The organism is Legionella stuttgartensis, from assembly GCF_977063405.2.
On sequence record NZ_CDRUHA020000110.1, the window covers coordinates 52,838 to 75,523 of the forward strand.

Here is a 22,686-nt window from a genome sequence, read left to right on the forward strand (position 1 = left end):
ATGAAACTATGCCTCTTTAATTAAACTATCTCCTATTACCACCTGGGTGATATCACTTCCTCTTTACCTGTAATTGATTTTTCTGGTTCATCAGTTTTATCTTTAACTAACATTCGATAATTTTCTGGACTTTGAGAAAAGAAAACAAGCTGTCTGACCATATTCAGCGTGGGGTAAGCTCCAATAATTTTTTCATACGCTTTATCGGGCATAACTTCAGAATCTTTTGTAAATTTCTGTAACAACGACAATGCTTTTTCCTGATTTATAATTCCCCATTGCCTCAATATCTCATCAGCATTCTCAAATTGATAGCCAGGTTCAAAAAGAGGATTATTTTGTGGTGCAGCGCTGAGGTATAAATTACCAATAAAAAATAATGCAAGTAATCTCGTTTCCTTAAAATTATGCGCTTTAGCCCCAAGCACTGAAGGGATCATGAGTTTAAATATGAGGAAAATATTATCAATGTTACTAATAACAAATCGCGCATTCCAACTTATGTATAAATCTTGCCAAAATTTATCAACTTTGAACTGTGAAACTATCTTAGGAGCACCATTAATCTTCAAACCTGGAATCAATGGATAAGCCTTTGCATCCCCCATTTGCGCTTTAACATGCTCTGGTAAAATACATTCTTTATGCTTTGCGGCAGTAGGATAATTTAACTGTTCCATTAAACCAATTAAGCCTAATCCTGATTTTGAGTTTTCTTTTCCGCCACGCTCCTCGTGTCGCGGACTAACCACATCTGTACGACATGCTTCAATTATATTAATTGCCATGGGCGCAATTGATAAGGGTTGTTCATCAACGTTTGGAACAATAATAGAAGAGGCATTCCAACTGGATAAGTTATATTTCTCAATAAATTTTTTTACATCATCCTGAGTTATCTCATCTTTACCGCTCAATTCCCGTTGAAAAAGAATTTGCAAAAAACCAGGCTCAATAGAAATGAGTTTTAAACGTTCGAATAAAGATGCATCCCAGGGAGCCCCGAATAAAAAATTGGTCCAGGTATTACCTTTGTTAAACGGATTATTGCGATGGCTGAGAATATGTTTTAAGGCATCTTCAGCAAATTGACTACTATTCGTTAAAGTCACTACAAAAGCTTCAAGTATACACAATAAATGAAGCTGGAGCTCTATAGTACCTGCTGAATGTTCAATTTCTTCTTGGGAAATTAATTGATTGTCTTCGATGTAGGCTAAAAGAGAGCAGATTTCATCATTATTCAAGATAAATTCTTGAAATGCATTGATGAGCTGCGTCAAATCAAGTCGTGTTGTACTCAGTGTTTCAATAAAATCCGCAAACTCTTTGTCTTGAGTTTTTAAATCATTCAGTTTTAACAGTCCTAATAAATGCCTCATTAGTATAGGACTTGTTTTCACATCTAATTTCGAATACAACTTCACTTTATCTAAAAATTTCGCAGCCGATTGCTGCGTTACATTCAGATTGGTATGTTGAGATGAATCTGTATTTTCTTCTTTTGAGCTTGGTGTAAAAAACTTAAATGATGAGTTTTTAGTAAACATTAAAATCGCTCCTTTTCGTTCATATTGTTTATCGATTAAAAGAGTTTGCCGCATCACATCTGACTCAAAACAAGACAAACTGGGCATATTTTATAAACAAAACATTAAGAAATTATTAAATCGACATCAGAATTTAGGTCAAAAAGTAAATTAATAACTCAGGGCACATTTCATTCCTGCAAGAAACGTGACCGAAATCGAGAGAAGGCATTACGAAATACTTATTAAGTAAGGTATAATTCCCACCAAAAAATTTGGATTGTGTTCTGGAGAACTTCATGCAAAAAAAAGCAACATTGTTGCTCATGATCTTAGATGGCTGGGGATATAACGAAAATAATAAACATAATGCTATTGCCCAAGCCTACACACCCCAATGGGACGAGTGGTGGAAAAACTGCCCCCATATTCTTTTAGAAGCATCCGGGTTTGCTGTTGGTTTACCTGACGCGCAAATGGGTAACTCAGAAGTAGGACACATGCATATAGGCGCAGGCAGAGTAATCCAACAAGATTTCACGCGCATAAATGAGAGCATAAAGCATGGAGAGTTTGCCAATAATCCTGTGTTCCATGATGTAATTACCACATTGCAAAAAACCGGGAAATCATTACATCTCATGGGTTTATTTTCTCCAGGAGGAGTCCACAGCCACGAACATCATTTATTTTCTTTGCTTGACTTTTGTGCACAGCAAAAATTTACTTCAGTATATTTACATTTATTTTTAGATGGACGAGATACGCCACCACAAAGCGCATTACGAAGTTTAGAGCGCCTCAATGCAAAGTTAAAAACACATCCAGTAGCCCGAATTTGTTCGATTAGCGGACGCTATTATGCGATGGACAGAGACAACCGCTGGGAACGAGTAGAACCTGTCTATACTTTATTAACCCAAGGCGATAGCAAGCATCATTTTCAGGATGCAGAAACGGCAATAAAATCTTATTATCAACAAAATCTTTCTGATGAATTCATCCCACCTACCCTTATTGGTGAGAAGAAAGTCATCGAAGATGGAGATACTGTTTTATTTTTTAATTTTCGTGCAGACAGAGCCCGACAATTAACTACTGCTTTTATTGATCCATCGTTTAAAAAATTTAATCGAAGGGTGCAACCCCATTTATCCTATTTCGTCAGCATGACCCAATACGATAAAAACTTACCAACAACCCAAGCTTTTCCCCCTATTCCTTTAAATAATACCTTAGGAGAAGTGCTTTCAGTTCATGGCTTAAGTCAATTACGCATTGCAGAAACGGAAAAATATGCCCACGTAACTTTTTTCTTTAACGGAGGGAACGAGAATATTTTTACTAATGAAGAACGAATTTTAATTCCCTCTCCTAAAGTTGCCACCTATGACTTGCAACCTGAAATGAGCGCCCCTCAATTAACAGATCGTTTGGTCGAGGCAATTAATAGACAAGATTATGATGTCATTATTTGTAATTACGCCAATGCCGATATGGTAGGACATAGCGGAGACTTTAAAGCCACAATTCGTGCAATCGAATGTCTTGATCAATGCATGAGTAAAGTCTGGCATGCACTGGCAAGACAAGGTGGAAAATTACTCATTACTTCCGATCATGGCAATGCTGAAGAAATGTTTGACGAAACAACGCATCAAGCACATACTGCTCATACTAGTGAACCTGTCCCATTAGTATACGTTGGAGGTAATTGGCACTTTACCCAAAGCGAAGGAAGCTTGATTGATATCGCGCCAACGATGCTGGGCTTACTCGGAATTACTCCCCCGGCGGAAATGACAGGTCATCAATTGTTAGAAAAAAATACTCATGAATAAATGGAATGACACAGTTTCTTTTAATTTATGTCGCTCAGATGTTAAAAATTACTGCTTAGACAGCGCAATTACAATCGGACAGAAATTAGAATGCCAGGATTCGGACATCATATCAATGAAGAACTATTCTTCTGAAATAATGGCTCAAAAAAGACCTATTACTGAACATGGTACAACTTATTTTACTGGATTACTCTTTAGTATATTGCTTTGCTTCGGGGGGTATGCAGAATCTGCATCAACTGTAGTACAAACACAAAATAAATTAAAACAATTGGATGCGCAAATTAACAGCCTCCAAAAAACATTGAATACAGCGCACGATAAACAAGGTATTTTAAATAAGGAACTGTCAGAAACTGAAAAGCAAATCGGTACAGGAATTCATAAATTACGCTCCATTCAAGATGATATCAAGAATAAAGAAAGTAAAATTACCGACCTACAAGAACAAGTAAATCAATTAAATCAACAGTTGGTTACCCAACAACAATTATTAGCGAATCATGTACGTGCTCGTTATCAAATGGGTGAGTATCAACCACTTAAGTTGCTACTGAATCAGGATGATCCCAATAAAGTCAGTCGAACCTTAACTTATTATCAGTACATCGTTAAATCACGGCAACAGCTTATCGAGAAAATTGATAAAACTCGTGCGAACCTTAGTGATAGTAAAGAAAAACTCAGAACAGAACTCATTGCCAATAAACAATTAAAAAAAGAACTTACTCAACATCAGCAGCAACTGCAACAAAATAAAAGTTATCATACCGCTCTAATTCAATCACTGAATCATGAAATTCAAGACAAACAAAACACTTTACGCGAGGTACGAAAAAATAAAGAAAATCTAGCACGTTTACTCAAATCATTAGCAACACAACAAAGCATTACTCCTACGAGTACACCCTTTAGTCAGATGCGCAAAAAATTGCCGCTTCCAATCCACAGCCAGAGCCGCTCTCTACGAAAAATGAACCAAGGAGTGACATTTTTTGCCGAGGAAGGCGCAGTAGTCACTGCCGTTTATCCTGGGAAAGTAGTATTCAGTGACTGGCTTAAAGGCTATGGTTTACTGCTTATTATTGATCACGGACAAGGCTTTATGACCTTGTATGCTCATAATCAATCTCTCTTTAAGAGCAAGGGCCAGTATGTACGCCAAAATGAACAAATTGCAAGTGTTGGTCATAGCGGCGGAATTAAACAAAACGGTCTATACTTTGAAATAAGACTAAGGGGAAAGGCTATTCCACCACTTAACTGGTTGTCATAGATAACCCTGGCACCTTAATTGCATTTCAATAATTATAATAAAAGAAGATGGCTTATTTTGTGGCCTTGCATCTGAGGAGATCGCTATGTTGATAAGAAAACTATACCCAGGCAAGCTTGCGATAGTATACGCGTTTACTCTTATGTTACCTCTCACAAGCTTTGCTGAAGATGAGGCTAATACAGATACGTCTACAACCTCAAGCTCTACGACGAAAGCGGTTCCTTTAGAAGATGTTCAACGTTTTTCCAATGCTATTGGTGAAATTAAAAAATACTATGTAAAACCTGTTGATGATAAAGAACTCTTTGATAATGCCATTCGTGGTATGCTCAATGGACTGGATCCTCATTCCAGTTACTTGGATGAAGAAGAGTTTAAAGAACTACAAACTTCAACTAGTGGTGAATTTGGTGGTTTGGGGCTCGAAGTGACCATGGAAGATGGAGTGGTAAAAGTAGTGACTCCTCTCGTTGATACGCCAGCCTTTAAAGCAGGCATCAAATCTGGTGACTACATTATTAAATTGGGAAAAGAATCCGTTCAGGGTCTCTCACTTAAAGATGCAGTCAATTTGATGCGTGGTAAAGCTGGAAGTACTATTCAATTGACTATCTTACGTAAAGGGGTTAATAAAGCGCTTACTTTTGATTTGATGCGAGAAATTATCCTAATTAAAAGTGTACAAAGCAAAATAATCGCCCCCGGATATGGTTATATTCGTTTAACCCAATTCCAAGCATTAACTGGAAAAGATATGTTGCAAGCCATTGATAGGCTAAAACAACAATCTGGTGGAAATTTAAAAGGCCTGATCCTGGATTTACGTAACAACCCAGGGGGACTTCTTGATTCAGCAATTCAAGTTTCTGATGCCTTCCTTGGTAAAGATAAATCAGGAAAACCAGAAACAATTGTCTCAACTAAAGGACGTTTACCTGGTTCAGATTTTACCGCCTTATCCAAAGGAGTAGATGTCTTACACGATGCTCCAATGGTTGTATTAATTAATAACGGCTCTGCATCTGCAGCTGAAATTGTAGCTGGCGCTCTGAAAGATAACAAACGAGCTGTTATTCTTGGTACAACAAGCTTTGGTAAAGGCTCAGTACAAACTGTCTTGCCACTAGATGAAAAAACAGGGATCAAGTTAACTACTGCTTTGTATTACACCCCATCAGGAACTTCAATTCAAGCTCAAGGAATTGTGCCTGATATCGTAGTTAATGAAGTAGAAATTCCTAAAACTGCTGCGAAGCCTGCTGATCCTACAGGATACAGTGAAGCAAATCTTAATGGGCACATAATCAATAAAAGTAATCAAGAAGCTAAAGCTAAAAATTTCAAGGCACAAATGGATGAGCTAATGCACAATGATTATCAACTCTATGCTGCTTTGACGGTTTTGGAAGGTATGGCTTTAGCTAATAGATAATTTGTCTCTCATCAAAAAAAGGAGCCACTTAGGCTCCTTTTCTTTTTGAAGCTTGCTGCATTGGTAGATTAAAATTAGGCAGTAAGGGTCTGCTTCTTATAGGAAACCCCATTTTTGTTTAAATTAAATGCGCCCATGACCCCTGTTCCTGGCTCAAGAGCCAAGAGATGTGTTGCGATTGCTTGGCTGGAAAAATCAGAATGGGTTTGCATTGCAAGCAAAGCACTATTATGAATTAGATGGAATACATCAAAAGCATAACCGGCTTCACTGATAGGGTGGCTAAGATATTCTTGTTTAAATTGCGCGATAAACTCTGGCTTCATTGATTGTGTTAAAACAGCAGTTTGCTTGTGATTAGGGCTTTGTGCCTGAAAATTATTTTTTCCATCAGCAATTATTGAGTCATCCGTGAGACAAAAGTGTATGAGTTTATTTTTTTTTGCCAAAGGTGCAACTAAAGCCCCACTCTCTACTCCTTCAGTCATAATTACGTTAATGTGATGGGCATCTATAAATTTTTGCAAAGTATTTGCTGCATTAGCATTATTGGGCATTTTATCCAGCGTATAAAACTCATAATTAATTTCTGAGGACTTTAATTGATCCCGGGCAATTTCCATTGCTCCTAACATATTTCTACCAATAAAAGCAGATTTCTCAGAAAAGGGAGCATAAATAGCCACATTGATTGTCATTTTAGCTTTATTTGTAGAATCACTCAGATCTGATGTCGCATTACCAAAACTCGCTGTCATTAACGACAGAAAAAAAGTACCTAATACAGTATAAAATTTTGATAAAAAATGTTTCATGTTCATCATCCTAGTTGATTAGACTTTATAGGGTATTACATTCAAATGAGTGTTGCCCCCTTTCCTGCATGTCCAGTCCCTCACTTTATAGCCCCACTAATAGGTGAAATATAATTGTGACGAGAGCTTATATGACAGCCCCTAAGAACAATAAAATCATTTTGCTATGAATAGATCCTAAATACAATGGTTGGGATTTAATAATAATTGTGCGATAATTCCCACAAAACTGACATATTTTCGAATACAATGAACTATATTAAATCAATACCACTCCTTGCTGGTCTATTTTTTTCCTCTTTTTCACAAGCTAATGTCCAATCCCATTTCGACCAAATAAAAAATGATCCTAACGCATTATATGCATTTTTTAAGAGTATGCCTAAGGGTGGTGAATTACATTATCACTTAGCTGGGGGAGCTTACCCTGAGGTTATGCTGGAGCTAGCAGCCAAAGATAGCTATTGCTTAAATACAACCAATTGGAATGTTAGTAAAACTTCCTCTGTATGTAATGGAATTGATACAAAGGATCTGCTTAACCACCCTGAACTCTATGCAAATACTGTGAGAAGTTGGTCTATGAAAGAATTTGTACCAGGGAAAGAATCAGGGCATGATCACTTTTTCAACTCATTCGACAAGTTCATTCCTATAGTTGCAGATCATCAGCCTGAGTTAGTAGCAGCAGTATTGCAAACCGCAGCGCAACAAAATGAACAATATATGGAATTAATGATTTTACCTGATAACGCCCACTCTAGCAGTTTTGGGGATATGCTCAAAGATACCACTTCGTTTAATCAAAAAAGAAAGCGTTTATTAGCAAATCAAGATTTTCAAAATAATATTAACTACACTGTGGTAGAATCAAATCGAATTTTGCAACAAACACGCCGCGAATTGGGCTGTGAAACACATCCAGAAAAAAAAGCCTGCCAAATAAAAGTTAAATTTTTATATTATTCGCTTAGAGAGCAATCATTAGATAATCTCTTTGCACAAACACTTAATGCTTTTGAAGCCGTAACTCAATCCATAAAAAGCAACGGTGCGCTTGTTGGCGTTAATTTGGTGCAACCTGAGGACGGTATTATTTCTTTGCGCGATTTTCGTAAACAAATGCAAATGTACCAGTATCTTCATGAGCTCTACCCACAAGTCAACATCGCTTTACATGCTGGCGAATTAAGCCAAGAAATAGTTGCTCCCGAAGATTTGGATTATCACATCCATGATGCGCTTTTTACTGGTCAGGCGCAAAGAATCGGGCATGGAGTAGATATTGCTCATGAAAATAATGAGGAAAAAACCTTAAACTTCATGGCGAAACATCATAAGGCAGTAGAAATTAATCTCATCAGCAATTTAAAAATATTAAAGATTTCAGGGCGCAACCACCCTCTGAATTTTTATCTCCAACATCATGTTCCAGTTGTTTTATCTACTGATGATGAAGGGATATTGCGGACCAATTTAACTCAGCAATATGTTGAAGCCGTATTAGAACATGGTCTGGATTATCAAACTTTAAAACAAATCAATAGAAATGCCCTAACCTACGCATTCGTACCAGGAAAGAGCATTTGGTCCGATTCAGGTAAAGCTCTCTTGACTCATGATTGCCAAGATTTAGAAAGTGAAAGCTGTCAGCAGTTTATAAAAGCAAATGAGAAAGCGCAATTACAATGGAATTTAGAGAAAAAACTACGCGCATTTGAGAATAAGTTTTAAATATCTATATCCTTGTGACTGAAACTCAGTGTTTTGACAATCCATCCCTCATTTATGTACCGCGACTTGTTCGCGGTATCCATTAAATACCGAAATTTCCAATATAGCAATTCAATGCAAAGAACTCTGAATCTTATCAAAACATTACAGATTAGCGATTGGTTTATTGGAGTAAAGAGCCTGAAACACACGAAGCAAGGTGTAAGCGAATATTAAATTGATTGAAGATTTACATCCAGATGATGTGATTTTTATGAAGAAGTCTGTTGCTGCTGATTAAACTACTAGATACCGCGAACAAGTCGCGGCACTTAGAAACAATGCCTGGCTTTTTGTATAGCCAAGGACAATTAAGCTTTAAATGGACTGCGTAAAATAATCGTCGAGTCACGTTCTGGACCTGTTGATAATATATCAATAGGAACTTTGAGAAGATTTTCTATTCTATTCAAATAAGCAATGGCATTGGCAGGCAAATCACTGATGTTCGTGATATCGGCCGTAGACTCTTCCCAACCGGGCATTTCTTCATAAACTGGCTCTAAACCTTGAAAATCAGCCGCTGATTGAGGTGGACGAGAAATTAAATTACCGTTTTCGTCCTTATATGCAACAGCGATGCGTAATACCTCTAAATTATCCAGAACATCCAGCTTAGTAATACACAATCCAGTAATACTATTCAATTCAATAGAATGTTTTAATAAAACCGCATCAAACCAGCCACAGCGTCTAGGTCTTCCGGTTACCGCCCCAAACTCCTGGCCACGCTCAGCGATTCGTTTACCTACGTCATCGAAAAGCTCGGTCGGAAATGGACCACCACCAACACGTGTAGTATACGCTTTTGTAATGCCTAAAACATAATCAAGGTATTTAGGACCAAATCCTGCACCATTAATTACTGAGCCCACACACGTGTTTGAAGAAGTAACAAAAGGATAAGTACCATGGTCAATATCAAGATAGACCCCTTGGGCTCCTTCAAATAAAATATTATCCCCATTTTCTCTATGTTCATGCAAACAAGCAGAAACATCACATACCATGGGACGTAATTCCTCAGCCCAATGCAAAGCAGAATCTAATATGGGTTGCATCGCTACAGCAGGCTGTTTGAAATATTGTGTCAAAACAAAATTGTAGTAATCTAAAAGGTCTGCTAATTTTTTTTCGAACCGCTCAGGGTGAAATAAATCACTAACCTTTAGAGCGCGACGAGCTACCTTGTCTTCGTACGCTGGTCCTATACCACGGCCAGTAGTACCAATCGCAGCATTCCCCATATGTGCTTCGCGTGCTTTATCCATAGCCACATGACATGGGAGGATTAAAGGACATGCCATGCTAATCCGTAAGCGAGAACGAACATCAACTCCACTGTTTTCAAGTTCTTTAATTTCACTCAAAAGTGCATCAGGCGCCAGAACCACTCCATTTGCAATGTAACACATTACATTGGGTCGCAGCATACCGGAAGGAATGAGACGTAGAACCGTTTTCACCCCATTAATTTTTAAGGTATGGCCTGCATTATGACCGCCTTGATAACGAACAACAACCTGCGCATCTTGAGTTAATAAATCGACAATTTTACCTTTGCCTTCATCGCCCCACTGCGTTCCTAAAACAACAACGTTTTTACCCATGATCTACTCTTAATTTGCAAAATGCTATTCGCCGCTCTAAATTGAGAACACACTTGGACTCAATTTCAACAAAATTTGTAACTACTCCTCCCCCAGGCTGATTCCACATTGGAGGCATCTTAAATAAAAAACATTCTGAAAATACTCACAAGGTCATTGTGCTTTTTCAGAATGTTTTTATTCAACCTGTACTCATATGTGGATGTTATCCACAATTTTGCTCTAGGATGAATAGTTACCAAAACTCAACATTATAGTTACTTTTTAGCAGGTACACCATCATTTTTTGGTATGGCTTCCTTAAAATAATCGAAAAATGCATTACTTTGATCCAATACCAAAATATCCCTTTTGCTATTAAAACTCCCTTCATATGCAAGTAAGCTACGATATAAAGAGAAAAAATCTTTATTTTTATTGTATGCATCCGCATAGATTGATGCAGCTTGTGCTTGTCCAATTGCTCTTATTTTCTGCGCATTACTGCGAGTCTTCGCCAATAAGACCATAACATTAGCGTCTGCTTTAGCTTTTATTTCCTCAGCAGCTGCTTGACCATCAGCGCGATGCCTATTCGCTATTTTTTGCATATCAGCACGCATGCGTTGATAAATCGCATTGCTGGTATTGGCCGGTAGCTCTATTCCTTTAATGCGGACATCCACCACAATTATGCCTAGCCCGCCAGCTTGTTTTTGAGCCGCTTTACGCAACAATTCCATTAAATCGTCACGACCACCCGAAACTACTTCTGGAATGGTACGTTTACCAAACTGAGCACGTAATAATGTATTTAATTGTTGCTCCAATAATGTTTCCGCTTTAAATTCACTGCCACCGGTTGACTTAAAGTATTGGGCCAAATCAGTAATCTGCCATTTAACATAATAATCAACCATTACATCCTTTTTTTCCTTGGTGACAATACGAGTCGATTTGATATCCATAGTTTGAATACGCGTATCAAAAATGCGTACATTTTCGATAAATGGTATTTTAAAATGCAATCCAGGATTCAATACTTTAACTTTATTAGTCAACTTATCATCGACCAGACGACCTAAACGCAAAAGAATACCTTGCTGTCCTTCGGTGATAGTAAATACGCTGGTCAATAAAAATAACAAGAGTACGAAGATCAAGATGCCAAGGGTTCTAGCAGTAGTTTTCATTGTTAATCTCTCCCTTGTCGATAAACAGGTCTAGTAAACTCACGATCATCGATTAAATTCTCTGTCTCACCGATGTCATCTCGCTCCGTTTTACCATTTTTGGCGGAGACATTTCGAAAACCGGCAGGCTTTTCAAATAATTTATCTAAAGGTAGATACAATAAATTACTGGATTTGCTATCAACAATGATCTTACTGCTCTTGCTTAATACTTTTTGCATTGTCTCTAAATACATACGTTCCGCCGTAATATTAGGGGCCGCGGTATATTGAGGGAGCAAAGCTAAGAACTCAGAAACCTCTCCCTGGGCATTCAATACAACCTGTTTGGAATAAGCTTCGGCTTCTTGCAGGATACGGCTTGCCCTCCCTTCAGCAATCGGTACTACTTTAGCTGCATAGGCATAGGCTTGTTCTTTAAAACGTTTTTCATCTTCTTGTGCTTTAATCGCGTCATCGAACGCATCTTGAACACTCTCAGGTGCACGTGCGGGCTGAGGTGATACGTTCACGATCGAAATACCCGTTTTATAAAGATCCAATGTTTTTGCCAAAGTATCTTGAACTTGATTGCCCCAAACTTCACGACCTTCCGTAATCATTTGATCTAATGTAGTTGTTCCCACTACTTGCCTTAGAGCACTTGAGGTCGCTTGCTGCAAACTTTCTTCGGGATTGGCAACATTAAATAAGTAATCCTCCAGATCACCAATACGGTATTGCACGGCTAAAGACACGGAAACCAAATTTTCATCTCGAGTAAGCATTTGCCCAGAATAGGAATAATCCAACACCCTATCCACATTCATAATGATTTTAGAAGAAATAATTCTTGGTATCCAATGAGGTCCGGACCCCACAGTTTCTACATATTTACCAAAACGAAGAATAACCGCTTGCTCAGCAGGATCAACGATAAAAATGCCAGAAAGTACCCAGAGAATAAACGCAATCGAGACAACGATTAAAGTCACTAGCCCGCTATTTGATTTTTTGGAAGGCTCATTGTTCATTTTAGCAGCTCCTCCGAATAGAATCTTCTTCAATTTGTCATGAACACGTTTAAGAGCTTCATCTAAATCTGGAGGCTGATTTTTACCCTTCCAGGGATCTTTGCCTTTATCTGGCTCATTCCACCCCATGTACTACTCTCCTGGCCAATTCTAAGAAAACTAGAATTCTATGGGGTATATGAAGTTTAAGCAAGTTTTCACGATGGAATTAGCTCAATCTGAATTCTTTATTGTTCAGATACTATGCCTTTTCATGCGACAAAGTCTAATTAAGGTAGTTAATGTATCGCTTTGGTTCTATTACAAAAATCGTTCAAGTTTTTGAGAAACTACTGACATTTTCCTCTAAGATCAATATTCCAAATATCAACTACAATATCATGTTCAGTAATAAAAAATTGATCAAATAAATTAATTGTGGGATCGCAATGAGGGACCACCAGTTCTAAAACGTCACCATATGGGGGTAATTGAGTGCCATTTACAGCGGTAATCTTTCCATGTTCATCACCAAATCCCCCCCAATCATATTCCAAACCCTGATGACTAATAATTTTAGGTTTGTATTGATCGACATAAATGGATTTCGTCCCTGCATCGACGGTAACATGCTCAGTTCTGTTATTGCTGATGACTGTAGTCAAAAGTGTCAGTGCCGGTTTGAATGTATTAAATTGCTCCGGGTTGCTTTGAGAACCAATAGAAGTATATTGAACATCCATAACCGTATAAGAACCCGGTTGAACCTCAGTTACTTCTGTTGCCTCAACATCAATATCATAAGTTCCTGTTCCACTTCCTGTTAATATTGGGCAATTAAGACCATTTTTTCTAAAACGTTTTACAAGGTCACTTGCCATTTGCATTGTTTGCAATGATTTAATTTTGCGTTCATTAAAGGAAGATATATGCTGTAAATTACCTGCATAACATTGAATTCCCATCAAGTTTAACCAAGGAAATTGCTTCATTTCTAACGCAAAATTTAAGGCATATTCTGGTTTAACCCCGGTACGTCCTATTCCTGGATCGACATCCACGAGTACATGAATCATCTTCTTACTGCGTGCACCAGCTTCATTTAAAGCGGCAAGATTTTCCTTATTATCTACAACTATTAAAGTAGAAGGAGCGTGTTCCAAACAGGAGATAAGCCTAGAAATCTTATTGCTCGTGACTATTGGAGACGTGATCAGTACGTTGGATATTCCATTCCGAATAAGAACTTCCGCTTCAGAAATTTTTGCAACACTGACACCTATTGCTCCGTATTCAATTTGTAACTGAGCTAATTTGGAACACTTATGAGTTTTACAATGCGGTCGGACATTAACTTTATTCTCAATAGAATGTGTTCTCATGGTTGCTAAATTGGATTGTAGAATATTTTTATCAATTACTAAGCAAGGGGTATCCAACTCTGTTTTTTTTAAACCTAATGCTGTTTTCAACATTGTATTCCTCATAAAACAACTAATCCGCGCTCAACATCACTCGAATTCCTATATAAACCAATAAACCACCAAACAAACGACTCAAAACAGCTTGAAAATTAGCAAATACCACTCGAACTTTATTAGATTGCAGAAATAAAACTAATAAAGGCCAATAAAAAGCAGACTCAGTAACAAATACTCCAGCGACTAAAGCCTTATCACCCATTGATGCATTAATTGAGACAAATTGGGTAAACAAGCTCAGGAGAAAAACTGCAAGTTTTGGATTTAAAGCATTACACAAAACACCTTCAATATAAGCTTTTGAAATCGTTATATTTTTTATGGAAGCCTGCTCTTGAGATATTGTTGCAGAATGTTTGGATTTTAGACCTTTTAATCCAAGATAAATTAAATAACATGCGCCGATATATTTTATAGTGGTATAAAGGACAATACTTTGAGTGATAATAAATGCCAATCCCAAAATACAATAAGTTGCATGAAAAAGACATCCAGTGACAATACCAAAGGCCGTTGCCAAAGCCTGTCGTTTGGGGTAAAAAAAAGCGTTTTTTGTGACAAGTATAAAATCTGGCCCTGGACTAATCATACCAATAAAACAAATCATCATTAAAAGTAATAAACTAATATTCATAATGACTACACCCCAAAAATATATTAAGACTACGATTAACTACTAATTTTAATTCAATGCATACATGACATCCATTTATTATTTAATTAGAGAGATAGTCTCCTCTAAACTCTTATTGTGGTTCCTATCTCTACAGAGAAAATATGCAACTGTAATTAAAATTGGTTTATTACTTAACTTCAATAGAGCTAAGCCTGTTTTCAACGTCTACAACTGAACTCTCAATTTGTTCATGCATCTCCATTTTCGGCAAGGTCTTAAACATATCATCATAAATAATCTGCGTTCTAGTTCCTTTATGGGTACGAGCATATTCTTTTACGGTCTCCCAATTACATTTTCCCTCAGCAATCATCCAACGCATGGTACTCCAAGGATTGGGAATTTTTTGATTCTCATAAGCTTCGTTATAACGTCGTACAAATTCCGCATAAAGTTTAAATGGAGGCTCATTTTCTTTTAATGGTACTGCCGCGACTGTTGGCAATATAGAGGCTGCTATACTCCCTTCCGGTCGACGGCTGTATTTGCGAGTAACTAACCGCTCTATAACAAAGGCTGCCTCACTTGGCCTACCGAAAAGCTGGCGTAAAGTACTTCCCCAAGAATGATCCACATAAATTATTTTATACAATGCACTGTCATTTAAATGGCATCGGTTCACAAAAGGATCCACTAATTCGGGGCGAGTATCCAGATAGCGATCGATCTCTTTGAGCAACTCACTACGTTTATCGGCTAATAATTGACAGAGTGCTTCACTTCGTGGTGGTTCAGCACCACGACAAAGCAACATTGCAACCCCCCGCAGTAAATCTTTGTTGTGCCGATTATGATTCAACTGCTTACAAAGAGCTTCAATTGCATTCTCACCTGTTTTCTTATCTTCAGAACATTTATTATTTTCCGCCTCAAGCTTCAGTTTTTCTACTGGGGCCTCTTCTAATAAGGCTTCAAGCGCCTTAATCTTGCCTTGCCGTGCAGCCAATTGCAGTGGAGTTTCTTTCATCGTGCCTAAAGGATTTGTCACATCTGCACCGCTTCTTACTAAATTTATTACTCCTGAAGTAAAATCAAGTGCTATGGCTTGATGCAAGGGTTGAGAGGGAATACGACCTTCTGTAAGTCGTGTTGGCGCATTAACATCAGGTTTAGCGACTAAGATTTTTTCCAATAATTGACGGTTTTTAGTAGGCAATGCCAAAGACAAGAGCGTGCGTCCCTCTTCATCACGTTGATTGATATCAAAATTATGAGACTCCAAAAGATGAAGAGCTAACCGCACCTTACCTAAAGCAATTGCTTGGTGCAAAGGCTGGCCAATATTTTTATTCTGAATCTTGCCAAGGACCAGATCAATAAATTCAGTGAGATCAGAAGGTCGCTTCTCATCAACAGAATCTCTTTTTTTTCTCTGGTGTAGTTGAATCAAATAATTCAAAACGGTTACTTGAGCACCTTCTGCCATCCAAAATGGATGCTCAAGATAATTGGTGTCTACTTGCAGCTTTTGCTCAATGAACTCGTTAAATCCTTTCAACCCTGATTTTATAGCTGCATTTATTTCAGTGATAAATTCCATATTACGTCCTTTGTAATGTTCCATCCGGATTCATATTACACATTGGACAATAGAAGATCAAAAGGATAGTTAAAATTTCTACAAATTCATCAATTTTTCAAAAAAAAGCTTTGTGAATTTAAGCAAGGGTCCTCATCCAATTTTAGTAAAAATTAAATCCCAAACCCCATGCCCCAAGCGTTCGCCACGAAGCTCAAATTTTGTAAGTGGGCGCGATAAAGGCCTAGGTGAATATCCTCCTTCTTTTTGAGTATTCTGCAAAGAAGGCTCTGTGGATAAAACATCTAACATATGTTCCGCATAATCTTGCCAATCCGTTGCACAATGGATAAACCCTCCAGGCTTTATTTTTGTTGTTAATAATTGAATAAATTCGTTCTGAATTAAACGTCTTTTATGATGGCGTTTTTTATGCCATGGATCTGGGAAAAAAATTTGTACACCTGCAATTGAATTGTCCAACAATTGTGTGCGAAATACTTCAACAGCATCATGAGCAACGATACGTACATTAGATAATTGAGATTCATGCAAATCAGCAGCCAAACTACCGACGCCAGCCTGATGCACCTCTATTCCTATATAATTAATTTCCGGATTATTTTGAGCCATAGTTAACAATGAGGCACCCATGCCAAAACCTATTTCAACAACTGTATCTGCAACACGGTGAAACTCTTCTGCCAAATTCCATGGACTTCCACCCACAGTAAGCTCATAATTTTTAAACCAAAGATCTAATCCTTGACGTTGCCGATTGCTCACCCTACCAGCCCTTAAGACATAACTTTTTATCTTGCGTTGCATAAATTGCACTCATATTTTGTCAAAGCCTGAATTATATGTTTTTACAAAAATCTTGCAACTAATGCATTTTTTTGATATAAAACCGCTCTTGTATTTCACATCCGGCTATTTGCCCAGAATTTTACAAAGACAAGCAAATTAAAACCTATTTTGGAGTAACACAATGTCTAGAGTATGTCAGGTAACTGGCAAGCGACCCATGACTGGTCATAAAGTGTCGCACGCTAACAACAAAACTAAAAGACGCTTTCTGCCGAATATTCAGAATCATAGTTTCTGGGTTGAAGAAGAAAAACGATTTGTCACATTAAAACTTAGCACCAAAGGTATGCGTATTGTAGACAAGTTAGGTATTAAAGCAGTTCTGGATAAACTCAGAGCTGAAGGCGAAAAAGTATAACTAAGGGGATAAACCATGGCAGCCGTCACTATCAAAGTGAAAATGGAATCCACAGCAGGAACTGGATACTATAAAACTACAACTAAAAACCCAAGAAACCATCCTGAAAAGATGGAGCTTATGATGTACGATCCTAAAGTACGTAAGCATGTTCTTTTTAAAGAGAAAAAAGTAAAATAATGATTTAAGCCCCATAGCTTATGGGGCTTTTATTTATTTTAGGCAACGCCAATTCTCCACCATCATAGCAATTCATTTATTTCAGTATGTTTGCTCAAGCAAACAGTACCTGAGACCCAAGCTTTGTATTTTATTACTGCAACCCAGTTATTAAGTGCCGTTTTTTCATCGGTTATTTTCTAAATTAACGTAGTAGATACTGGATAATCCTTACGAATCGTTTAAACTGATAGTAAATAGCAATGAATACAAAGAGGATTTGCATGAAACCATCATTGCAACTAAGCATTGGCCAGCATTTAACACTAACCCCACAGTTACAACAAGCAATAAGACTGTTACAACTCTCAACATTCGATTTACAGCAAGAAATCCAACTCATTGTTGAATCAAATCCAATGCTTGAAGCCACTCCCAGCGAAGATAAAGAGGGATTTGAAACGGCGGAAGTAAAACAACAAGATAATGATGAGTCATATGACTTTCAATGGTCAGAACTTTACCAAAGCTCAAATAAACGCTCTGCTTTTGAAGAAAATGACTATAATTTTGATAACTTACATTGCACAACGACCAACTTACAAGACCATCTAAGATGGCAACTGGAACTTTCGCCTATGAGTGATGTGGATAGGGCGATCGCAACAGCTATCATTGATGCAGTAAATAGCGATGGCTTTCTAACAATGAGCCTTACGGAGTTGCATACAAGTCTTACCAGCGAGGAACATCCACTGGATTTAGATGAAATAGAAGCAGTACGTCATCGTTTGCAATTATTTGACCCTGTGGGTTGTGCCTCTGTAAATCTCGCAGAAACACTACTTGTGCAGCTAGAACAACTTCCATTGGATGGTGAATATTTAGCTCTAACCAAAAAAATTATTACAGAAAACATCGAGTTGCTAGCCCAGCACAATTATAAGCAATTAATGAAAAATCATCAGATTACTGAAAAAACGGTTGATGAAGTATTAAAGACCATTCAAGGATTAAACCCTAAGCCTGGTAATTTGATTCATGAAGACATTACTGAATACATTATTCCGGACTTAACTGTTAAAAAAGTTAACCATAAATGGAAGGTTCAACTCAACCAAAGCGTGCTTCCTAATTTAAGTATTAATAACCAATATGCCTCTTTGATTCAACGCGCTGATAATAGTGCAGACAATCAGTTCTTGAAAAATAACCTACAAGAAGCACGTTGGTTTTTAAAAAGTATCCAAAGCCGTCAGGAAACGCTCCTTAAAGTAGCCAAATGTATTATGGAATATCAGCAAGGATTTCTCGAATATGGTGAAGAAGCAATGAAACCATTGATTCTCAATGACATTGCTTCTGCTCTGGATATGCATGAATCGACAATCTCTCGTGTCACTACACAAAAATTTATCCATACACCCCGAGGAGTATTTGAACTTAAATACTTTTTCTCAAGCCATGTCAACACAAATGCAGGAGATGAATGCTCCTCTACTGCAATACGTGCTGTGATAAAAAAATTAATTTCCGCGGAGAATAGAAAAAAACCATTAAGTGACAGTAAAATTACCCAATTATTGGAAGAACAGGGTATCAAAGTAGCAAGACGAACCGTAGCAAAATATCGTGAAGCAATGGGAATTGCTCCATCTAATGAACGAAAAATTATTTGTAATTAATTAAGGATCATGATTTCATCATGATTCTATGTAACTCGGAGATTTTTTTATGTTAATTAACATCACTGGACATCATATTGATGTTACTCCCGCCCTCAGAGCATTTACCGAAGAAAAATTCGATAAGCTTGAGCGTCACTTTGATCAAATCAAATCCATTAATGTAGTATTCAATGTAGAAAAACTACGCCAAATTGCTGAAGCAACGGTTCACGTAAACAAAGTTGAACTGCATGCAACTTCAGAATCTGAAGATTTATATGCTGCAATTGATGCTTTAATTGATAAACTGGAACGTCAACTGCTCAAACATAAAGAAAAAAGTCAGAAACACCATGATTAAGAAATAAAGGCCGTTTGCATTTGCTAGCTTGAGCCAAAGTGGACTAATTGAAAAATAAGGACAATTTGGCCAAGCTAGTCAAATGTAATCAGTCCCTAATCGAAGTATGCTTGAGAACAGAGAGGTGTCTCCTTATTCTTCTAGACTCCACTTGACGGCACTCAGCTACACTTATTACTTAATTCGTGGTACATTGTGGGCGCTATGATTAAAACTAAGATTAAAATAATTAATAAGTTGGGCTTACATGCACGCGCTTCGGCAAAATTTGTTTCTACCGCAGCAAAATACCAAAGCCAAATTGATGTAACCAGCAACTCACAAACCGTTAATGGAAAAAGCATTATGGGGGTCATGATGCTTGCAGCCAATAAAGGGAGTGAACTCATTATGGAAATAGAAGGCCCCGATGAAGTACAAATGAATGAGGCCTTAACGCATCTAATTAATAATTATTTTGGCGAAGGTGAGTAAACAGGATTGAAATAATGATCCTTTCTGAAAATCAATCCTAAAAATATTCATTGAATTTTTTTGTAAGTTTATTTTGAATTGCTTTATTTCTCCGAGTTCTTCCTTTGCTTTCTCATTTTTTGCAACGCCAGTAAAGTCATAAGCAAGCCAGATAATGCATAAATGGTAAAACCAACAAATAAAACCAACGAAGGATTTGCTGCAATGGCTACAAACAAAATAATCATCACTAAGACGTAAAGAAATGGAACTTTTCCCTTAAAATCCACTTCTTTAAAACTGTAATAGCGAAAGTTGGACACCATTAAGCCTGAAACAACTAATGATAAAATGGCTGTTAATAGAGAAACAAACATATTCTGCCATTCATTTTGATAGCATAACCAAGCAAAGGAAGCCATCACAGCAGCGGCTGGTGGACAAGGTAATCCCTGGAAGTATCGTTTATCTGCTGTCTCAAGCTGGGTATTAAAACGCGCTAATCGTAAAGCAACAGCGGCTGTATATACGAACGCAACAAGCCAGCCTACTTTTCCCAACTGACTTAAAATTAAATTATATACCAATAATGAAGGCGCAACGCCAAATGTCACCATATCGGATAAACTGTCATATTCAGCACCAAATTCAGTCTGTGTATGAGTTAAGCGAGCAATTCGCCCATCCAAACCATCGGCAATCATACCAATAAATATAGCAATGATAGAGGCTTCAAATTGCCCTTTCATTGATGCAACAAGGGAATAAAATGCTGCAAATAAGCTGGCCGTTGTAAACAAATTAGGCAACAAATAAATACCAGAATGACTATCTTTTTCCATTCTTAATAACCTTCAAAAAAATGCCAAATAGAATATGTTGACATAATAGGGATAAAAATTACTTTTGAAAACCAAATTTAACACAAATTTATTTCTGTAAAAAATGAATAAATTACGGTACAGCATCTAGCATATGATGGTATACTTATCACACTGTATTTATATTGCATAAAAAGCTATGGCTACACCGAAAAATAAGACCATTATTATAGAGGGAATAACTGACCAAGGAAAAACTTTTCGACCCAGCGACTGGGCTGAGCGAATGAGTGGTTCGCTAGCAAGCTTTAAAAACAGCCGCATTCATTATTCACCCCTATTACGACCCAGTGTAAATAGTGAGGGATATCAATGCGTTTTACTTGATCCCAAACTTAAAGAATCAAGTCCTTTGTTGTATCAATCCATTATTGATTTTGCCAAAGCTAACAACCTTAGAATCTGTGGGGAAGAAAGTTAGAAACGATTAATATCCTTGACTGGCTGTGATTGCCATAGTCCAACGAGCCATAGAACTCACTACGTAATTTAGCATGGCGATGGTATTATCGAAATTCATTGCCAATACCCCAGCAATTATAAATACCAAGCCTTTAGGCCCATGCTGGGTCCCTGGTTGACTGGACTGTGCAACCAATACACTCCCACGAACAAACCATAATACCCCTGCTGTTTGAATCAATAAGCCCATAGAACTGAATATATTTAAGGGACTATAGGAAGTATAAGTTAAAATATTACCAACGCCAAAGGTTGTATTGGCCATAACATCTAAGGCAGTAGGTAAATACAGGAGTGCCGCGCCAAATACTAAGTACATCATAGGGGTATACATCTTTTCCTGCGATGATGATTGTGCTCGGTGATCTCCGATTTTTTTAAGTTTGGAAATAGCAGTCCAAAAAAATAAAATGCCCAGTATGTACGCAAGTCCACTGATTAAATGCTGCACCGGGTACAAAGAACGGCTGAAATTGCCTATAATTGTAATCAGATCTGGTGTATTCATAATATAATTATATGCCGTTAAAACTTGTAATGCATAATTTTTTGCTTATATTAACTTTAGTTCAGAGTTATAATCTCTAGTTTTACAGTAAAGTTGATATTCGTCATGCAAATAAATACATTCCCCATCACTTTAAAAGAGTCATTTATGATCTCTCCTAAAGTAAAACACTTCATTTTTAATTGTGAAGTGGCACCCAATTTTAATTATTTACCTGGACAATTTATAACCATTCACTTTGAACATCAAGGAAAATCGTTAAAACGTAGTTATAGTATAGCTAATGCGCCAAAACAAGATAATAAAATTGAAATCGCAGCCGGTTATTTTGAAAATGGACCTGGCACTGAATTCCTTTATAATTTAAAACCTGGAGACACTATTCAGATCAGTGGTCCATATGGGCGCTTAATTATCAAAGAGGATATACCCAATCGATTTATCTTAGTTGCCACCAGTACAGGAGTAACACCCTATCGAGCAATGTTGCAAGAACTAAGTGTACTCATGGAACAACATTCTGAACTCGAAGTAGTAATTCTGCAAGGAGTACAACGACGGGAAGAAATTCTCTACGCCAACGAATTTTATGCGTTTGCTCAAAAATACCCTAAAGTCACATTTAGACCCTATCTAAGCAGACAGGCAACGCATGAGTTGAATGAAAACGAATACAGTGGCTACGTACAACATGCTTTTCCTACATTAAACCTCGACCCTCAGCGTGATGTTATTTATTTATGTGGAAATCCCAGCATGATTGACGAAGCTTTTAACTCGTTAAAAGAACAAGGTTTTGCCATGCAACAAATTATTCGTGAAAAATATATATCTAGATAATAAAC

The 22,686-nt window shown here is 37.4% G+C and carries 22 protein-coding genes; 11 read left to right on the top strand and 11 right to left on the bottom strand.

Annotation, left to right across the window (positions count from 1 at the left end):
* Window positions 1-35 precede the first annotated feature (35 nt).
* Window positions 36-1,550, bottom strand: coding sequence for a symporter (locus tag ACWTEW_RS36300; RefSeq protein ID WP_454782852.1), 1,515 nt, complete (start codon window positions 1,548-1,550; stop codon window positions 36-38).
* Between the two features lie 278 nt (window positions 1,551-1,828).
* Between ACWTEW_RS36300 and gpmI the strand changes: the two genes are divergently transcribed.
* The 3 genes from gpmI to ACWTEW_RS36315 all read left to right on the top strand — a co-directional run bounded on the left by gpmI (window position 1,829) and on the right by ACWTEW_RS36315 (window position 6,084).
* Window positions 1,829-3,370, top strand: a complete 1,542-nt coding sequence (gene gpmI / locus ACWTEW_RS36305; RefSeq protein WP_454782853.1) for a 2,3-bisphosphoglycerate-independent phosphoglycerate mutase — start codon at window positions 1,829-1,831, stop codon at window positions 3,368-3,370.
* Complete coding sequence (locus tag ACWTEW_RS36310) at window positions 3,363-4,649, top strand: murein hydrolase activator EnvC family protein (RefSeq protein ID WP_454782854.1); 1,287 nt, start codon at window positions 3,363-3,365, stop codon at window positions 4,647-4,649. Before gpmI ends, ACWTEW_RS36310 begins: the two co-directional genes overlap by 8 nt.
* A gap of 85 nt (window positions 4,650-4,734) precedes the next feature.
* The gene (locus ACWTEW_RS36315) at window positions 4,735-6,084 is read left to right on the top strand and encodes a S41 family peptidase (protein WP_454782855.1); all 1,350 of its coding nucleotides are present in this window, start codon (window positions 4,735-4,737) and stop codon (window positions 6,082-6,084) included.
* 74 nt (window positions 6,085-6,158) lie between these two features.
* Here the strand turns inward: ACWTEW_RS36315 and ACWTEW_RS36320 are convergent, their stop codons facing one another.
* Window positions 6,159-6,899 (bottom strand): branched-chain amino acid ABC transporter substrate-binding protein, encoded by a 741-nt coding sequence (locus tag ACWTEW_RS36320; RefSeq protein ID WP_454782856.1) that lies wholly within the window; start codon window positions 6,897-6,899, stop codon window positions 6,159-6,161.
* A 249-nt stretch (window positions 6,900-7,148) separates the two neighbouring features.
* On the opposite strand from ACWTEW_RS36320, the gene ACWTEW_RS36325 reads away from it, so the two are divergent.
* The gene (locus ACWTEW_RS36325) at window positions 7,149-8,633 is read left to right on the top strand and encodes an adenosine deaminase family protein (protein WP_454782857.1); all 1,485 of its coding nucleotides are present in this window, start codon (window positions 7,149-7,151) and stop codon (window positions 8,631-8,633) included.
* Window positions 8,634-8,983: 350 nt separating this feature from the next.
* On the opposite strand, the gene ACWTEW_RS36330 is transcribed toward ACWTEW_RS36325, so the two are convergent.
* From ACWTEW_RS36330 to trmB, 7 genes are all read right to left on the bottom strand, one after another.
* The gene (locus ACWTEW_RS36330) at window positions 8,984-10,282 is read right to left on the bottom strand and encodes an adenylosuccinate synthase (protein WP_454782858.1); all 1,299 of its coding nucleotides are present in this window, start codon (window positions 10,280-10,282) and stop codon (window positions 8,984-8,986) included.
* A 257-nt stretch (window positions 10,283-10,539) separates the two neighbouring features.
* Window positions 10,540-11,454 carry a protease modulator HflC gene (hflC, locus tag ACWTEW_RS36335; RefSeq protein WP_454782859.1) on the bottom strand — a complete coding sequence of 305 codons (915 nt, stop codon included), beginning with the start codon at window positions 11,452-11,454 and terminating at the stop codon, window positions 10,540-10,542.
* A gap of 2 nt (window positions 11,455-11,456) precedes the next feature.
* Complete coding sequence (hflK, locus tag ACWTEW_RS36340) at window positions 11,457-12,596, bottom strand: FtsH protease activity modulator HflK (protein WP_454782860.1); 1,140 nt, start codon at window positions 12,594-12,596, stop codon at window positions 11,457-11,459.
* A 200-nt stretch (window positions 12,597-12,796) separates the two neighbouring features.
* The gene (locus tag ACWTEW_RS36345) at window positions 12,797-13,921 is read right to left on the bottom strand and encodes a DSD1 family PLP-dependent enzyme (RefSeq protein WP_454782861.1); all 1,125 of its coding nucleotides are present in this window, start codon (window positions 13,919-13,921) and stop codon (window positions 12,797-12,799) included.
* Window positions 13,922-13,940: 19 nt separating this feature from the next.
* Window positions 13,941-14,561, bottom strand: a complete 621-nt coding sequence (locus ACWTEW_RS36350) for a LysE family translocator (RefSeq protein WP_454782862.1) — start codon at window positions 14,559-14,561, stop codon at window positions 13,941-13,943.
* 169 nt (window positions 14,562-14,730) lie between these two features.
* On the bottom strand, window positions 14,731-16,143 hold the full coding sequence (ankC, locus tag ACWTEW_RS36355; RefSeq protein ID WP_454782863.1) for a Dot/Icm T4SS effector AnkC/LegA12: 1,413 nt from the start codon (window positions 16,141-16,143) through the stop codon (window positions 14,731-14,733).
* 132 nt (window positions 16,144-16,275) lie between these two features.
* On the bottom strand, window positions 16,276-16,950 hold the full coding sequence (gene trmB, locus ACWTEW_RS36360; protein WP_454782864.1) for a tRNA (guanosine(46)-N7)-methyltransferase TrmB: 675 nt from the start codon (window positions 16,948-16,950) through the stop codon (window positions 16,276-16,278).
* Window positions 16,951-17,113: 163 nt separating this feature from the next.
* Here trmB and rpmB point away from each other — a divergent pair, with 163 nt between their 5' ends.
* From rpmB to ACWTEW_RS36385, 5 genes are all read left to right on the top strand, one after another.
* Complete coding sequence (gene rpmB / locus ACWTEW_RS36365) at window positions 17,114-17,350, top strand: 50S ribosomal protein L28 (protein ID WP_182391467.1); 237 nt, start codon at window positions 17,114-17,116, stop codon at window positions 17,348-17,350.
* Between the two features lie 15 nt (window positions 17,351-17,365).
* A complete protein-coding gene (rpmG, locus tag ACWTEW_RS36370; RefSeq protein ID WP_003635328.1) occupies window positions 17,366-17,530 on the top strand; it encodes a 50S ribosomal protein L33 in 165 nt (54 codons plus the stop codon).
* 263 nt (window positions 17,531-17,793) lie between these two features.
* Complete coding sequence (locus tag ACWTEW_RS36375) at window positions 17,794-19,194, top strand: RNA polymerase factor sigma-54 (protein WP_454782865.1); 1,401 nt, start codon at window positions 17,794-17,796, stop codon at window positions 19,192-19,194.
* Window positions 19,195-19,243: 49 nt separating this feature from the next.
* Window positions 19,244-19,537: a ribosome hibernation promoting factor gene (gene hpf, locus ACWTEW_RS36380; protein WP_454782866.1), complete on the top strand. Its 294-nt coding sequence runs from the start codon at window positions 19,244-19,246 to the stop codon at window positions 19,535-19,537.
* A 204-nt stretch (window positions 19,538-19,741) separates the two neighbouring features.
* On the top strand, window positions 19,742-20,011 hold the full coding sequence (locus ACWTEW_RS36385; RefSeq protein ID WP_454782867.1) for an HPr family phosphocarrier protein: 270 nt from the start codon (window positions 19,742-19,744) through the stop codon (window positions 20,009-20,011).
* A gap of 83 nt (window positions 20,012-20,094) precedes the next feature.
* Here ACWTEW_RS36385 and pssA read toward each other — a convergent pair whose 3' ends face one another.
* The gene (gene pssA / locus ACWTEW_RS36390; protein WP_454782868.1) at window positions 20,095-20,832 is read right to left on the bottom strand and encodes a CDP-diacylglycerol--serine O-phosphatidyltransferase; all 738 of its coding nucleotides are present in this window, start codon (window positions 20,830-20,832) and stop codon (window positions 20,095-20,097) included.
* A gap of 178 nt (window positions 20,833-21,010) precedes the next feature.
* Between pssA and ACWTEW_RS36395 the strand changes: the two genes are divergently transcribed.
* On the top strand, window positions 21,011-21,292 hold the full coding sequence (locus ACWTEW_RS36395) for a DUF3579 domain-containing protein (protein ID WP_058466581.1): 282 nt from the start codon (window positions 21,011-21,013) through the stop codon (window positions 21,290-21,292).
* A 6-nt stretch (window positions 21,293-21,298) separates the two neighbouring features.
* Here the strand turns inward: ACWTEW_RS36395 and ACWTEW_RS36400 are convergent, their stop codons facing one another.
* Window positions 21,299-21,841 carry a type IV secretion protein IcmC gene (locus tag ACWTEW_RS36400; protein ID WP_454782869.1) on the bottom strand — a complete coding sequence of 181 codons (543 nt, stop codon included), beginning with the start codon at window positions 21,839-21,841 and terminating at the stop codon, window positions 21,299-21,301.
* 105 nt (window positions 21,842-21,946) lie between these two features.
* Here ACWTEW_RS36400 and ACWTEW_RS36405 point away from each other — a divergent pair, with 105 nt between their 5' ends.
* Window positions 21,947-22,681 (top strand): ferredoxin--NADP reductase, encoded by a 735-nt coding sequence (locus tag ACWTEW_RS36405; RefSeq protein ID WP_454782870.1) that lies wholly within the window; start codon window positions 21,947-21,949, stop codon window positions 22,679-22,681.
* The last annotated feature ends 5 nt before the right edge of the window (window positions 22,682-22,686 follow it).